General features: G+C 70.2%; 10 protein-coding genes and 1 pseudogene. 5 read left to right on the top strand and 6 right to left on the bottom strand.

The window, feature by feature from the left end:
* The first annotated feature begins 269 nt into the window (after positions 1-269).
* Positions 270-1,364, top strand: coding sequence for an endonuclease/exonuclease/phosphatase family protein (locus ACWCP0_RS08500; RefSeq protein ID WP_451078103.1), 1,095 nt, complete (start codon positions 270-272; stop codon positions 1,362-1,364).
* Between the two features lie 220 nt (positions 1,365-1,584).
* Here ACWCP0_RS08500 and ACWCP0_RS08495 read toward each other — a convergent pair whose 3' ends face one another.
* Both ACWCP0_RS08495 and ACWCP0_RS08490 read right to left on the bottom strand, forming a co-directional pair.
* Positions 1,585-2,043: a transglycosylase SLT domain-containing protein gene (locus ACWCP0_RS08495; protein WP_451078102.1), complete on the bottom strand. Its 459-nt coding sequence runs from the start codon at positions 2,041-2,043 to the stop codon at positions 1,585-1,587.
* A 369-nt stretch (positions 2,044-2,412) separates the two neighbouring features.
* Positions 2,413-3,306, bottom strand: a pseudogene (locus ACWCP0_RS08490) (LacI family DNA-binding transcriptional regulator); the annotation flags it as partial.
* Positions 3,307-4,155: 849 nt separating this feature from the next.
* Between ACWCP0_RS08490 and ACWCP0_RS08485 the strand changes: the two are divergent.
* The gene (locus ACWCP0_RS08485; protein ID WP_451078101.1) at positions 4,156-5,232 is read left to right on the top strand and encodes an NAD(+)/NADH kinase; all 1,077 of its coding nucleotides are present in this window, start codon (positions 4,156-4,158) and stop codon (positions 5,230-5,232) included.
* A 133-nt stretch (positions 5,233-5,365) separates the two neighbouring features.
* Here ACWCP0_RS08485 and ACWCP0_RS08480 read toward each other — a convergent pair whose 3' ends face one another.
* Complete coding sequence (locus ACWCP0_RS08480) at positions 5,366-6,154, bottom strand: hypothetical protein (protein ID WP_451078100.1); 789 nt, start codon at positions 6,152-6,154, stop codon at positions 5,366-5,368.
* A 528-nt stretch (positions 6,155-6,682) separates the two neighbouring features.
* On the opposite strand from ACWCP0_RS08480, the gene ACWCP0_RS08475 reads away from it, so the two are divergent.
* Positions 6,683-8,341 carry an FAD-dependent oxidoreductase gene (locus ACWCP0_RS08475; protein ID WP_451078099.1) on the top strand — a complete coding sequence of 553 codons (1,659 nt, stop codon included), beginning with the start codon at positions 6,683-6,685 and terminating at the stop codon, positions 8,339-8,341.
* Complete coding sequence (locus ACWCP0_RS08470) at positions 8,338-9,828, top strand: ATP-binding protein (protein WP_451078098.1); 1,491 nt, start codon at positions 8,338-8,340, stop codon at positions 9,826-9,828. The genes ACWCP0_RS08475 and ACWCP0_RS08470 overlap by 4 nt, the downstream gene beginning before the upstream one ends.
* Positions 9,829-9,902: 74 nt before the next feature.
* Here the strand turns inward: ACWCP0_RS08470 and ACWCP0_RS08465 are convergent, their stop codons facing one another.
* On the bottom strand, positions 9,903-10,112 hold the full coding sequence (locus ACWCP0_RS08465; RefSeq protein WP_451078097.1) for a hypothetical protein: 210 nt from the start codon (positions 10,110-10,112) through the stop codon (positions 9,903-9,905).
* A 462-nt stretch (positions 10,113-10,574) separates the two neighbouring features.
* Here ACWCP0_RS08465 and ligA point away from each other — a divergent pair, with 462 nt between their 5' ends.
* Positions 10,575-12,671 (top strand): NAD-dependent DNA ligase LigA, encoded by a 2,097-nt coding sequence (gene ligA / locus ACWCP0_RS08460; RefSeq protein ID WP_451078096.1) that lies wholly within the window; start codon positions 10,575-10,577, stop codon positions 12,669-12,671.
* Between the two features lie 493 nt (positions 12,672-13,164).
* Here ligA and ACWCP0_RS08455 read toward each other — a convergent pair whose 3' ends face one another.
* Complete coding sequence (locus ACWCP0_RS08455; RefSeq protein ID WP_451078095.1) at positions 13,165-14,151, bottom strand: NAD-dependent epimerase/dehydratase family protein; 987 nt, start codon at positions 14,149-14,151, stop codon at positions 13,165-13,167.
* 254 nt (positions 14,152-14,405) lie between these two features.
* Positions 14,406-15,260, bottom strand: a complete 855-nt coding sequence (locus ACWCP0_RS08450) for a class I SAM-dependent methyltransferase (RefSeq protein ID WP_451078094.1) — start codon at positions 15,258-15,260, stop codon at positions 14,406-14,408.
* Positions 15,261-15,334 lie beyond the last annotated feature (74 nt).

Below are 15,334 nucleotides of genomic sequence, written 5' to 3'. Positions count from 1 at the left end.
GGGGAAGGGAAGGGAAGCGGGAGCGGTGAGAGGCGAAGGGGCGTAGCGGCCTGGGACGGAGGCTCGTCCCACGGGCCTGATCAGTGTCGGCCGACCGGGCGCCCCGGCGCAGCTGATTTTCCCGCTCGTCACACCACCATGACGCGCGTGGCTGCCGGTGCGGCTCGCAACCGCAGGCGTGCGTCCTGCGTCGTCGTACGGTGCGACGTCGTGCCCCGCGGTGACGATGCGGCGCGGTGACGGCGGACCCAGGCGAGCAGGGGAGGACGATGAGAGCGGCACAAAGCAGTTCCCCTTCGGGTTTCCGAGAGGCGATCAGGCGGCACCTGCACGCGGGCAGCAGCAGCAGCAGCAGCAGCAGCAGCAGCAGCAGCACCGGCGGCGGCAGCGGCACCGGCAGCGGGGCGGTGCGCGGCGAGGACGAGCGCCGGCTGCCGTCCTGGCGGCGGGGACGTGCTCTCGCGCTGCTCGCCCCAACTGTCGCCTTCCTGCTGGCCTTTCACGCCGTGGTGCCCAATGCCATGGGCCGGGCGGGAAGCCTTCTGGAGACCTTCCTGCCGTGGCTCGGCCTGACCGTCCCGGTCCTGACGACCTTGGCCCTGCTGCGTCGTTCAGCCGTCGCGCTGACGGCGATGGTGCTGCCCGTCGTCGTTTGGCTCGGTGTCTTCGGCGGCCTTCTGCTTCCCGGGGACCGCTCGGCCCACGATGTCATCGCGCTTCAGCACAATGTCAGCGACGAGAATCCGGACCCGGCCGGCACGGCCAGGGAGCTGATCAAGGCACGAGCCGACCTCATCGCCCTCGAGGAGGTGACGCCCTCCGCTCTGCCCGCCTATGCGGCAGCCTTGGCGCCGGAGTATCCGCACCGTGCGACCACGGGCACGGTCGGGCTCTGGTCGAAGTACCCACTCACCGACGTGCGCCCGCTGGACATCAAACCGCAGGGCATCACGGAGAGCTGGAACCGCGGCCTGAGGGCCACCGCCAGAACACCGCACGGCGACGTCGCGGTCCATGTGGCGCACCTGCCCTCGGTGCGCATCGGCCTGAGAAGCGGGTTCGCTTCCGCATGGAGGGACGAGAGCGCCGCGCTCCTCGGCAGGGCCGTGGAAGCCGAGCCGTTGGACAAGCTGATTCTGCTCGGAGACCTCAACAGCACCGTGGACGATCGCGGGCTGGCCCCGGTCAGCTCGCAGCTGCGGGCGGCGGACTCCGGCTTCGCCTTCAGCTGGCCCGCCGGCTTCCCCCTGGCCCGGATCGACCAGATCATGGCCCGTTCCGCGACCGTCACCGAGGTCTGGTCCCTGCCGGCGACGGGCAGCGACCACTTGCCGATCGCCGCACACATCAGGTTCACCCCCTGACCGGGCACCCTGCTGCGGCGTGCGCGGAACTCGGCGAATACGGGGCGAGCGCAACGGTCGGACGGGCAGCGGCGCACACCTGACGAAGCGAGCCCCGGTTTCCACCCAGAGCGCAGGAACGGCACCGCAGGCTCGTGCCTACGGTGCCGTCCTCACGCATGCGACCCTCCTGGAGCGCTCGCTGCCGCGAGCCGCGGGAACGCAGGGATCGGGGCGCCCGTCAGTAGGGTCCGTTGACGTTGTCGATGCTGCCGTAGCGCTGGGCTGCGTAGTTGCAGGCCGCGGTGATGTTGGCGATGGGATCGTAGATGTCCCACGATGTCCCGTTTACGTGGTATGCCCGAAATGTGGGGTCAATGACCTGCATGAGTCCTTTGGAGGGTATTCCAGCCTTTGCATTGGAATCCCACAGGTTGATTGCGTAGAGATCGCCACTGGATTCGCGCATGAGATTCCGGCGGATTCCCTCGTGCGTTCCGGGAATTCCGTTGGCCTCCATGACGAGCAGCGCGTGCTTGATCCAGACATCGACGCGCTCGGCGCTCGCGGGTGCCGCGGCGGCCGGGGTCGGCGCGATGGCGGCGCCGGTGGCGAGCAGGACGGCGGCGGTGGCGGCCGAGCCGGCGAGGCGGCGGACCGCCTTGGATGCCGCTCGCTTGGGGAGTACGGAAAGCCGCATGGTGCCGCCCTTTCACATGATTTTTCAGTGCGTGGTCCCGTGCACGGCGGTTCATATGGAATGGGTGGTTCCGCCTGGGTTTTCAGGATCGGGAAGGCAGGGGGTGGCGGCAAGGTGTGCAATCTGTGATTGCCGCCACAGGTGCGGGGAATTCGGTGGAATCGACCCATATCGTTCTCTCGGTGTGACGGCTTTTATCGGATATGTCCATTCTGTCGGGCGGTGACTCTCTGCTCGTCCGGGATGACCGCGGCCTCCACGCGGTACGAACGGCAGCACCGCCCCGAGACCGGGTCGGAACGCCGGTGGGCGGGACGCGTACGAGCGCCCCGCCCACCGGCCGAAGCCGTATGGTTCCGCCACGGCCGGTCAAGCCGATTCCTGGCGGACCAGTTCCGTGGGAAGGATGACGCCGGCCGTGTCCTCCCCCCGGATCCGGGGGGAGCAGCATCCGGACCATCTCCCTGCCGATCCGGTCCCACGGCTGCCGGATCGTGGTGAGCCGGGGCCTGGCCGCCGGCGCGGCGTGCGAGTCGTCGAAGCCGCCCACCGCCACGTCCTCGGGCACGGTCCGACCGGACCGGTTCAGTACGTCGAGCACTCCCTGCGCCATCAGGTCCGAGGCCACGAAGACCGCGTCGATGTCCGGGGCGCTTCGCAGCAGCAGTTCGGCAGCCTTCTCCCCGCCGGCCCTGCTGTAGTCGCCGGTGGCGATCAGCGACTCGTCGACGGGCAGCCCGCACTCGGCGAGCGTCTCGCGGTAGCCGGCCAGCCGCTCGACGCCTCCCGGGGTGTCGGAGGGCCGGTCACCGTGGCGATCCGTCGGCGGCCGGAGGCGTGCAGGAAACGCACCATCCCCCGCGCCCCGTCCCGGTCGTCCGCCGCCGCATGACTGACCTTCGCCTGCTGCCTGATGGGCTTGCCGCAGGCGACCACGGGGATGCCCGCGGCGACCAGCTCGCCGGCCACGGGATCACCCGAGTGGCTGGAGACCAGCAGAACGCCGTCCACGTGCCCGGCCTCGATGTACCGCAGATCGCGGCGGCGTTCGTCCTCGGTGCCCGCGATCAGCAGCAGCGGAATGTCCTGGTCGGCCAGCGCCTGGGTGCAGGAGCGCAGGAGCACATTGAAGTCGGGGTCCCCGAAGAACCGCTCCTGCGGCTCCGTCAGCAGGAAGGCGACCGAGTCGGACTTGCCGGTGATCAGTGAGAGGGCGTGCCGGTTGACGACGTACCCCGTCTTTTGGATGGCGCTGTTGACGGCCTTCCCGAACTGGTCGAGACGGTCACCGATGACGACCCGAGGAACGCGAACCGTCCTTTGGGTCGGCCCTTGTGCAGCCAGTTCTTCGGTGCGGCGTGACACGAGCGTCGGCGGTTGCTTCGGCCAGCCGTCCCTCGGCGTCAAGCCGAACGGTCAGCTGAACCGGATCCGGTCCCCAGTCGTCGTTGACGACTCGGAGGTGCGGCGGCGGCAGGTCCGCCGCGATGTCGGCGAGTGCGGTCGTGCGGTCTTCATGGCCCACCCCTTGTCGTCCCTCCTCGCGACCAGCCGTGATCGTCGGCCTCGGTCGAACGGCACCAGCACGGATGATCACAACATGTGCAGCTCAGGCCGGTGATCCGGGTGAAGCACCCCGGCCGTGCACCTTGTCCGGGCGGGGCCGGACGTCGGCCTCGGACCAGTCGCGCAGCCGGGCGCCGGACGGTCGCGCCCGTGCAACCCGTGACCTGGCTCGGCGCGTCGCGCCAGGCCTCTCCCGGGCGCAGAATGTAGACGATGCCGGCCGGCGCGGCCCGGTCAGGCACCGGCAGCCGTCCGGGTCCGGGTGAAACGATCAGTTGGTCCCCGTGGGACCGGGTCTCCGGCCTGTGCGGCTCCCTGAAGATCCATGCCGCAGAGACGCCACCCGGCGAGCGAACGCTCCAGGTCCGGTCCACCCTCGCCGTGTCACCGGTGATGACGGCACGCACGGATGCACACTGGCCACGACCATCCCGACAGCCGCACACCGCACCACACACACCACACCGAAGCCGAACCCTGACCCAAGGCATTGCGACGACACACGATCCTCAAGGACATCGCGTCGCCCACACGAGGAGGCTGAACATGGCAGTGGCACGAGTCGGACTCGTCGTCCACGAAGGGCGCCCTGAGGCTGTCGACGCGGCTCGGGTCGTTCGTTCGTGGTGTGACAGCCACGGCGTCCGCTGCACGGACATCGACGTGTGGCACGACGGCGAACAGCGGCACAGCGCCCAGGAGGATCTCGATGCCGCAGGCGACCCCGACCTCATCGTGACCCTGGGGGGAGACGGCACATTCCTGCGCGGCGCCCGCCTGGCCGCTGAGCACGATGCCCTTGTGCTCGGTGTCGATCTCGGACGCGTCGGCTTCCTGACCGAGGTACCCGCCCAGGACGTACGACTGGCCCTGGACGCCGTCCACGAGGAACGCTGCAACACGGAGAGCCGCATGCTGCTCACCATGCGCGCCTCGTGCGCGCTGGAACTGCCCGAAGGCATGGAAGCGCTGATGCGCTACGGCCGGGGCCCGCTCCTGCCGCCACCGCGTGTGCGCGCAGAGTGCGAGAAGGGCGGCGGCTGGGGCATCGCCTTGAATGCGACCGCGCTCAACGACGTCGTCCTGGAGAAGCTGGCGCGCGATCACCAGGTGTCGGTGGGCGTCTACCTCGCGGGCCGGCTGCTGGCCTCGTACTCCGCCGACGCGGTCATGGTCGCCACCCCGACCGGCTCGACCGCCTACAGCTTCGCCGCCGGCGGACCGGTCATCTCGCCGCGCGCCGCGGCACTGGTCTTCACCCCCGTCGCTCCCCACATGGCCTTCAACCGTTCCGTCATCGCGGCCCCCGACGAACCCATCGCCCTACGCCTCCTCGAACGCTCAGGTCATGCGGCGGTCAGCATCGACGGCCAGCTGCGCGGCGTGCTCCGCCCCGGAGAGTGGATCGGCGTGTACGCCTCGCCGCGCCCGCTACGAGCGGTACGGCTCGGGCCCACCGACTTCTACGGACGTCTGCGCGAGCGCATGAGGCTGACCGACGCCCCGGCAGCGGCCGCCGACGGGGAGGCGGCACCGCTGTGGCCGTTGACGACTCCGGCGCCCCCCGACCTGGCGCACTTGAGCCTGCCGCCCGTCCAAACCGGTACCTACCCGATCCAGTGACCACTGCCGGTGCGCGCCCGCCGAGCCGCGGCACCGCCGCATCACCCGCGCGACAAGGACGGCCGTGGAGGTGGCGGTCCCGCCGCCCAAGCGCCCGGAGCTGTTGGTGGTGAGGCCAGGTCGGTCGCAATGCTCAGGCGGCGGGGAACTGGTAGAGCCCGCGGCCGGCACGGTGGGCACGGGAGGTGGCGACGAGGCGGTCGAGGGTGCTGCGGACCGCGTTGATGCTGCCCGTGGTGTCGTCGCGGCCGATGGACTGTGCCACGTCCCGGGCGCGCAGCGGGGTGTCGGCGTGGCGGGCCAGGACGGCGATCACCTGCTCGGTGAGACCGCCGGCGTCCTGAAGGGCTGCAGCGGGAGCGGTGCCCCGTGTCTGCTTGGCCTTCGTCGCCTTGGCGGTGGTGGACTCCTTCGCCTGGCGGCCTGCGGTGGCCGACGTGTCGCCCGCCTTGGACGAGGCGTTCTTCTTCGTGTCGGCGCTGGTCTTGCGGGTCCTGCGGGGGGCTGCTGCCTTCTGCGGAGCCGCTGCGTCGTCGACCACCGGCGTGCCTTCGACCGCGACCGGCTCCGGTGCGGGTTCCGTCGTGCCTTCGACCGCGACCGGCTCCGGTGCGGGTTCCGTCGTGCCTTCGACCGCGACCGGCTCCGGTGCGGGTTCCGTTTCGGCGGCCGGCTCGACCGGGGTCGCCCCTGCCTCCGCTCCGGCGTGGGCGTCGGACTCGGCAGTGCGGGGCTTCGGGATGGCGGTGGCGGACAGGGCGCTCAGTGCCGTCAGGGCACTGCGGACCGACTCCAACCGTTCCGAGACCGCGGCAAGTTCTTCCTCCAGCGCCTGTTGCTGCTCTTCCAGCTGGGGAAGTTCCGCCTCCAGCAGGGCAGTTGTTGCCTCGATGCTGTCCGCTGCGATGGCTGCCGTTGTCATGGTGTGCTCCTGAAACGCGAGGGCGGGCATCTTGAGATGCTCGGTGTTGTGACTGCAGAGTACGGGTGTTGTACGGCGGATGGCACATCCCTGCGTCGGGCGACCGCCGTGGAAGGCCACTTTGTTCCCTACAACGAGTGAAAGTGCGGACGTTGTGCGCCCGGCCGGCGTTGCGCCCGTCCACGGGCCGTGTGTTGTGAGTCGGTGTCGGGCGGTCGCCTCGCCGCGAAGGGGTCCGTGGTGCTTCAGCCGGACGATCTTCCCCAAGCGGGAAGTGAGGTCCGGGGACACTGTCCCCTCCACAGTCACGCATAGGTGAACCCTCAACCAGTGTGGAATGCTCTCGGCCCGGCTGCGGCCGCGCGGGCAGGGGCGGACGGGACCTGCCCGACAGCCGCGTCGCCTGGTACCGCCAATACCGGGCGCGCGTGCCGACTGCGCCGCTCCGAAGACGGCGCAGGCAGGCACGGCCCTCGGTGGTTGGGCGGCTGGTAGGCATGAAGGCCGCCGCGGGCGCATGATGAAGTGATGGCAAGAGCGACGATCCTGTCCGTCGACGACGATCAAGGGGTCTCCCGGGCCATCGCCCGTGACCTGCGGCGCCGGTACGGTGACCGGTTCCGCGTGTTGCGTGCGTCCTCGGGCGACGAGGCCCTGGAAGCCCTGCGCGAGGTCAAACTGCGAGGCGAAGCGGTGGCCGTGATGATCGCCGACTATCGCATGCCCACCATGAACGGCGTCCAGTTCCTGGAAGCCGCCATGGATCTTTTTCCGCAGGCGCGGCGGGTGCTGCTGACCGCATACGCGGACACCGGGGCGGCCATCGACGCGATCAATGTCGTGGACCTCGACCATTACCTCATGAAGCCGTGGAGCCCACCGGAGGAAAATCTCTATCCCGTCCTCGACACCTTGCTGGATCTCTGGGACGCGACCCCCGACCTGGAGGCTCCCGAGACCCGGGTCGTCGGCCACCGCTGGTCCGCGCCCTCTTTCGGCGTACGCGAGTTCCTCGCGCGCAACCTCGTCCCCTACCGGTGGATCGCCGCCGACGAGCCCGAAGGTGTCCAGCTGCTACAGGCTGCGGGCCTCACCACCGCGGACGTCCCGCTGGTCGTCACCTCCGACGGAAAGGTGCTCCACGCCCCCACGGAGGCGGAACTCGCCGAGCACGTCGGTCTGAGCACGAGCCCCGCCGCCGACTTCTACGACGTCGTCGTCATCGGAGCGGGCCCGGCCGGTCTGGGCGCAGCCGTCTACGCGGCCTCCGAAGGGCTGCGCACGGTACTGGTCGAGCGCAGCGCAACCGGGGGCCAGGCGGGACAGAGCAGCCGCATCGAGAACTACCTGGGCTTCCCGGACGGGGTGTCCGGAGCGCAGCTGGCAGACCGCGCACGGCGGCAGGCGGCCCGCTTCGGCGCCGAGATCCTCAGCGCGACCGAGGTGGTGGCGCTGGAGGCCGCGGGAGCAGGACGCGTGCTGCGGTTCGCCGGCGGCACGTCGATCGGCGCGCACACCGTCGTCCTCGCCACCGGGGTCTCCTACCGGCGCCTCGCGGGAGTGAACCTCGACGCCTACACGAGCGCCGGCGTCTTCTACGGCTCCGCAGCCTTCGAAGCGGCCAACTGCCGTGGCGACGATGTGTACATCGTCGGTGGCGCCAACTCGGCAGGGCAGGCAGCCGTGTACTTCTCGCGCTACGCGAAGCGCGTCCACCTGCTGGTGCGTGGTCCCGACCTCACCCGCTCGATGTCCCACTACCTGATCCAGCAGATCGAGGCCTCGCCCACCATCGAAGTCCACCCCTGTACCGAGGTGGACGCCGGCACCGGCGAGGGCCATCTGGAGCGGCTCACCCTGCGCGACAACCGCACCGGCAGCACCACGACCGTCGACGCTTCCTGGCTGTTCGTGTTCATCGGCGCCGAACCGCAGACCGAGTGGCTGGGCGGCCTGGTGGCCTGCGACGAACGCGGGTTCGTCCTGACCGGTCCCGACCTGCCTGCGGCAGGGGGCCGCTCGCCCCGGTGGCCGCTCGTGCGCGCCCCGTACCACCTCGAGACCAGCGTGCCCGGCGTCTTCGCCGCCGGGGACGTACGTGCCGAGTCGGTCAAGCGGGTCGCCTCGGCGGTGGGCGAGGGAGCCATGGCAGTGACGCTCGTGCACCGCTACCTGGAGGCGCAATGACCGCCCCGACCCCTCGCACCACGCTGACCCCGGACGAGCTGGGCACTCTTTTCCTCTTCGAGGCGCTCGACGCCGAGCAGCTGTCCTGGCTGGCCGAGCGCGGACGCGTCGAGGTGCGCGAGGCGTCGGAGGCCGTCTATGCACAGGGGGAGAACGCGACGTGCTTCTTCGTACTGCTCCATGGTGCCGTCGCGCTCAGCCGGCTGGTGCACGGTGACGAGATCGAGCTCGGCCGTACCGACCAGAGAGGCGCCTACGGAGGTGCCGTACAGGCCTACCTCGGCGACCGCGTGGACCAGGCCTACTCCCACACCATGCGCGCGATCACCGAAACGGAGCTCTTCGTTCTGCCCGCTGCCGAGTTCGCCACCGCAGTGAGGACCTGGTTCCCGATGGCCCTGCACCTGCTCGAGGGAATGTTTCTCGGGACACGCGCCAGCGACATCATCGTCGGTGAGCGCGAGCGGCTCGTCGCCCTCGGCTCACTGACCGCAGGCCTGACCCACGAGCTGAACAATCCGGCGGCGGCTGCCGTGCGCGCCACGGAAACCCTGCGCGACCGAGTGTCGAAAATGCGACGCAAACTGGCGCTCATCGCCGACGGCCGGGTGGACGGCACGCGCCTGCACCAGCTGGTCGAAATGCAGGACGCCGCGGTGCGCCGGGCCATCAGCGCGCCTTCGCTGTCGGCGATCGAGGCGGCCGACGCCGAGGACGAACTCGGCGACTGGCTCGAGAGCGCAGGGATCGACAACGCCTGGGACGTCGCTCCCGTTCTGGTCTCCGGCGGCATCGACGCCGAATGGCTGGCCGAGGCCACCGACAACCTGTCGGAGGACAACCGCCGGGCCGCGGTCGGCTGGCTGACCTACACCGTGGACACCGAACTGCTGATGGGCGAGATCGAGGACGCGGTCCAGCGCATCTCCGGACTCGTCGATGCAGCCCGCCAGTACTCCCAGCTCGACCGCTCCGCCCAGCAGCCCGTCGACGTCCACGAACTCCTCGACGCCACCCTCGTGATGCTTCAGGCCAAGTTCCCCGAGGACGTGCGTGTGGTGAAGGAGTACGACCGCGACGTTCCGCGCGTCCCCGCCTACGGTGCGGAGCTCAACCAGGTGTGGACCAACCTCATCGACAACGCGCTGGCCGCGATGGACGGCAGCGGCACCCTGACACTCGCCACCTGGCACGACGACGTCCATGTGTTCGTGGAGGTCAGGGACACCGGCACGGGCATCGACCCGGAGGTCCGACCGCGCATCTTCGAGCCCTTCTTCTCCACCAAACCTGTGGGCGAGGGGACCGGTCTGGGGCTGGACATCTCCTACCGGATCGTGGTGAACAAACACGGCGGCGACATCCGCGTGGCATCCAGCCCCGGCGACACCCGGTTCCGGGTCTCGCTCCCGATCACCTCCCCAGCGGTGGAGGAGCCCGTCCGAACATGCGCACGCCCCAGCACCGGCTCCCGTTCCGGCACCTGAGGGGCGGCTGCGATCAAAAAGCGCCGTTGACCGGAAGGATCACCTCAGGCCGACGGATCGCACGGCTGAGCGCGTCATCCGGCCTTGCGTGCCGTGACCGTCATGACGACCGGGGTGGGGGCACCTTGTTCGCCGATCCGTTCGAGCGCCAGGCCCGCGTCGAGGAAGGCGTTGAGCAGTGTGGGCAGCGGAAGGTGTGTGGCCCCGACCTTGTCGCGGATCCCCTGGTCCGTCCATGACTTCTTCGTCCACACGCCATCGAGGTAGCCGGGGTGGACGACCACCGCGTCGGGGTCGCTGCGGTCGATGAATCCCCCGCAGAAAGGGATCCTCGAGGAGTTCGGCCCTGTCCGTGTCGGATCACCGGCAGCGGACTTCGGGGTGATCGACCCTGCTCGGCAAGCTCTCCGTCCGGAGCGGTCAGCACGACACAGGTGCCGTGCTCGAACAGCACCCACGACTTGTGAGGGTCGGTGAGAAGCCGCTGCCAGACCTCTATGAGTGTCTCGGTGTTCACGGCGGTCATCATCCCGCAGGGCACTGGCACAGGGGCTCGACCGGTCTGATGGGAAGGGGGGAGGACTGCGAGGCGACACGACACGACACGACACGACTTCGGCCGTGACCTCACCGCCGACGCCCGGGGACCAAGCTCCGATCGCTCGCGTGCAAGTGAGGGATCGGCGACCAGACGGTGATCCCCCTCGCGGGCCGGCCGAACTCGATTGTCAGTGCGACCCGGCACGATGACACCCATGACAACGACTCCGGTCCTTGCCGATGCTGCCGCGTACACGCAGGCGGTCGAGGACGCACAGAAGGCAGCGGCCGCGTACTACACGGGCGGCGACAGCGACCTCGACGACGCCGCGTACGACCAGCTGGTACGCGCGATCGGGCACTGGGAGGCGGAGCACCCCGACCAGGTGCTGCCGGACTCGCCGACAGGGAAGGTCGCCGGCGGCGCCGTCGGCGGGGACGTCCCGCACACCACGGCGATGCTGTCACTGGACAACGTCTTCTCCGCCGAGCAGTTCACCGCCTGGGCCGCCTCGCTCGAGCGGCGGATCGGGAGGCCCGTCGCCCAGTGGAGCGTGGAGCCCAAGCTCGACGGCCTGGCGATCGCCGCCCGCTACGAGAACGGTCGCCTGACCCGGTTGATCACCCGAGGAGACGGGACCGCCGGTGAGGACGTCTCGCACGCCACCGGTACCGTCGTCGGCCTGCCCGGTCGGCTCACCGAGCCGGTCAGCCTGGAGCTGCGCGGTGAGGTGCTGATGACCACCGACCAGTTCGAGACCGCGAACACCACCCGCGTCCAGCACGGGGGAGAGCCGTTCGCGAACCCGCGCAACGCCGCGGCCGGCACCCTGCGAGCGAAGGACCGGGCGTACACGGTGGAGATGACGTTCTTCGCCTACGGACTGCTGGCGCTGCCCGCAACCGACGCACCGCTTGCGGAGCGCCTGGAACGGCTCCCGCATGGTGAGCTGATCGAGTACGCCGCCGCACTGGGCGTGCACACAGCGGCCGACACCGCGGTGCCGGGCCGCACGGTGACCACGACCGACGAGGTCCTTGCCCGCGTCGAGGAGATCGCCGCCCTCCGCGCCGAGCTGGCGTTCGGGATCGACGGGATCGTCATCAAAGCGGACCTGGCGGAAGACCAGCAGGCCGCCGGATCCGGGTCCCGTGCGCCCCGGTGGGCGATCGCGTACAAGCTGCCCGCTGTCGAGAAGATCACCCGGCTCCTGGACGTGGAATGGGCGGTGGGCCGCACCGGGATCATCGCACCGCGCGCGGTCCTGGAACCGGTCGAGATCGACGGCTCCACCGTCACGTACGCCACCCTCCACAACCCGGCCGACATCACCCGCCGCGACCTGCGCATCGGCGACCAGGTCATGGTCTACAAGGCGGGCGACATCATCCCGCGCATCGAAGCCCCCGTCGCCCATCTGCGCACCGGCGCCGAACAGCCCATCGCCTTCCCGGAGGTGTGCCCGCAGTGCGGTTCCGGGATCGACACCAGCGAGCAGCGGTGGCGCTGCGAACGCGGCCGCAACTGCCACCTCGTCGCCTCCCTCTCCTACGCGGCAGGCCGGGACCAGCTCGACATCGAAGGCCTGGGCACCACCCGGGTGGTGCAACTCGTCGACGCCGGCCTGGTCGCCGACATCGCCGGCCTGTTCACGCTCACCCGCGACCAACTGCTCGGCTTGGACCGCATGGGCGCGACCAGTACCGACAACCTGCTGGCCGCGATCGAGCAGGCCAAGGGCCGCCCGCTCAACCGAGTGCTGTGCGCGCTCGGCGTCCGTGGCACCGGCCGCTCGATGTCCCGTCGTATCGCCCGCCACTTCGCGACCATGGAGGCGATCCGGCAGGCGGACGCCGAGGCGATGCAGCAGGTGGAGGGCATCGGTGTCGAGAAGGCCCCGGTGATCGTCGCGGAGCTCGCCGAACTCGCACCGGTCGTCGACAGGCTCATCGCCGCCGGGGTGAACATGACCGAACCCGGCGTCGCCACCCCCGCCCCTGCCGCTCCCGGCGCGGATCCCGACGAGCCGGACGCTCCTGCGGGACCGCTGGTCGGCATGACCGTGGTGGTCACCGGCGCCATGACCGGCCCACTCGCGGACCTCACCCGCAACCAGATGAACGAGCTCATCGAACGCGCCGGAGGCAAGTCGTCCTCCAGCGTCTCCAAGAGAACCAGCCTCGTCGTCGCGGGCGAGGGCGCCGGGTCCAAGCGCACCAAGGCCGAGCAGCTCAACCTCGAGATCGTCACACCGGACGAGTTCGCCGCCCAGGTCGCCGACCTCCTTCCCGAGCTCATATAGGCCGGCGCCATCACGGTGTCATCGGGCGGCGTCGTCGGGCGAGCCTGCGAAGTGCCCCATCCCCAGTTGCGGGTCCCGCAGCTGGGGTCCGGGTGTTCCTCTGCGCACGACGATGACCGGCGACCCGGCTTTCGCACGGTTCCGTGCCCTCACGCGTCCGGGCACCCGACGACGGTCGATGCCGCGGACGCCTTGCAGGGCGGGCCCTTGCGAGGCACTGCCGCATTCTTTGTCCGCAGCCGCAGCCGCAGCCGCAGGCCTCGCCCGCAGCCGCAGCCTCGCCCTCAGCTCGAGTCAGGCAAGACGCATCCCGCGACACCATGCTGCCAAGCAGGTCTCGCCCTGGCGCTCGTGCCGCAGCGAGATGCCCTGCTGATCGTGGGTGACGCACCGGCTCACCAGGCGCCTCGACGTTGCGTTCCCACCTCACATCGACCAGGCACCAAGCGGCGTCGCCTCGAGGCGTGGCGCGAACAGGGGGAGGCCAGAGCTGTCAGCCGAGAGCGTCGAGCAGCTCGCGCTCGCGCTGGGCGCTGAGGCCGGCTCGTCGTTCCCGGTCCAGCCCCTGCTCGCGTTCCCAGAGCACCGTGTCGGCCAGCAGCTCCGCCCGGGGCCGATGACGGAGCCCTGCGGCGCGCGCCGCGGCGCCGTTCCGGGCCGACCAGCCTTCCGAACCCGGCTCGACCAGCCACATCGGCAGCGACTCGGGCCCCATGTACTGGGCTACGCCGTTCGCGAGCAGCCACGCCGAGTCGGCGGTGACCACCCGACCGGTGTGCCCGCCAACGGAGCGGGACAGCTCGATCCACTCCCTGAACGGAACGACCGGACCGACAGCGTCGTACGTGCCGACGGTCTCCGTCTCCGCGGCGTCGAGCAGCCAGGCCGTGAGGTCCCGCACGTCCACTGCCTGCGTCGGCATGTCCGGTGCATCGGGAACCAGCATCGGCCCCTGCGGATCGCGTGCGGCACGGGCCGCCCAGTAGCCGGAGCGTCCGCTGTGATCGCCGGGGCCGCCGATGAGACCGGCGCGTGCGATGAGGAGGCGGTCGCCCACGACGGCCGCCGACTCCTGCTCGCAGGCGACCTTCGCCTCTCCGTACAACGCGCGGTCGACCTCGCCTCGGTCGGTCGGAGCAAGGACGGCCGCGGACTCGTCCGCGTCCGGCGTGGCGTGGGAGGCGTAGGCGTTTATCGACGAGACATAGGCCCAGTGCCTGGCCCTGGCGCCCATGGCAGCGAGCGCCCCGCGCACGAAGCCCGGCTGCCAGGACACCTCGACGACCGCATCCCATTCACGGTCGAGCAGCGGCCTGTACGCCGTAGGGTCGCGCCGGTCGGCGGCCACCAGTGTCGCTCCGTCCGCGACTTCACCGCTCGTGCCTCGAGCCAGACACGTCACCCGATGACCGCGCTCGATCGCCTGCCTCGCGAGCTCACGGCCCACCCACGCTGTTCCGCCCAGAACCAAGATCTCCATCCCGACACCCAAGCAGGCGAACACCGAGCACCCAGGCGGGTTCGCCGACAGCGGACCCGATGCCGTCAACTGATCGTCGGCAGGCGCGCACGCACGCGCAGCACACCCGGCAGATGCCGGGCCCGTGGCCGACGGCTGTCCCGTCGTCCGCGCTCGCGGCACCCGGGCGGCCCCGCGGGCAGCAGCTCACGCGTGCGGCCCCGACTGGACAAGAGGCGTACGCATGCGTGCGCCGCGCCGGGTGGGCAGCGCCACTATCCCTGCGGAGCCCTCCATGCTGCATCCGCGGGCTTCCATCCCCATGTGGTGATCATCCCTGGTGACAATGCGGCACAGTCGGGCGAGTCCAGATAGCACCTCGCTGCGTCGATCGCCTCGTCGTCGACCAGCCCGGTGGCCACGATCGCCTCCCGTGCGCGCTCCCATGTGTCGGCCCAGAAGCGGCTGATGGGGCTGCCGGGCAGCAGCGGAGGCACATGGATCTCGGCGGCCACGGAGGTGAGTCCTGCCGTGCGCAGGAGCTGCGGGCAGTGCGTCACCCAGGTGATGTCCGTGCCGATGGTGCCGCGGAGGCCCTGCCACATCGCCCGCATGACCCGGGTGTACGGGGTGATGGGCGCCGTTTCCGTGGTCAGGTCGATCGCGTCGCTGAGGACGAGGACTCCACCGGGGGCGACGAGGCCGCTCAGCTTGGTGATCAGCTTCTCCGGGGAGGGCAGGTGCATGACGACGAAGCGTGCGTGGACCAGCTGGAACCGACCGGGTCGACCGGGATCGAAGGCCGGGTCGGTGATGTCCGCCTCCATGGCGGTGAGGCCCGGGAAGGGACGGTCGGTGAGAAAGCGCACGTCGCGGTCGACGGCGAGTACGTCCGCCACACCGGCCCGGCTCAGCAGGAGTCGCGCCACGGAGCCGGTGCCGGCACCGACGTCCAGACAGTGCCAGCCCGGGCCGGCGCCCAGTTCCGTGAGCCGCGTCAGGGTCGTGTCGTCGTAGGCCAGTGCGCCGAGGTCGATGCGCTCGTCCTCGCCCGCCTGTTCCGGACGGAAGACGGCTTCACCGTAGCGGCCCTCACGGTCTTCGCCTCCGCTCGCCTCTGTACTCCTCATGACGGGGCGGCGGCAGACATGGTGTCGGTCAGTGGCAAGGCGGCCTCTTCACCTGACTTCTCCCAGGATGCCCC

It is taken from the genome of Streptomyces sp. NPDC001970, from assembly GCF_053594115.1.
Note: the sequence above shows the minus strand (reverse complement) of the source record. Positions and strands in the feature narration are given on the sequence as shown.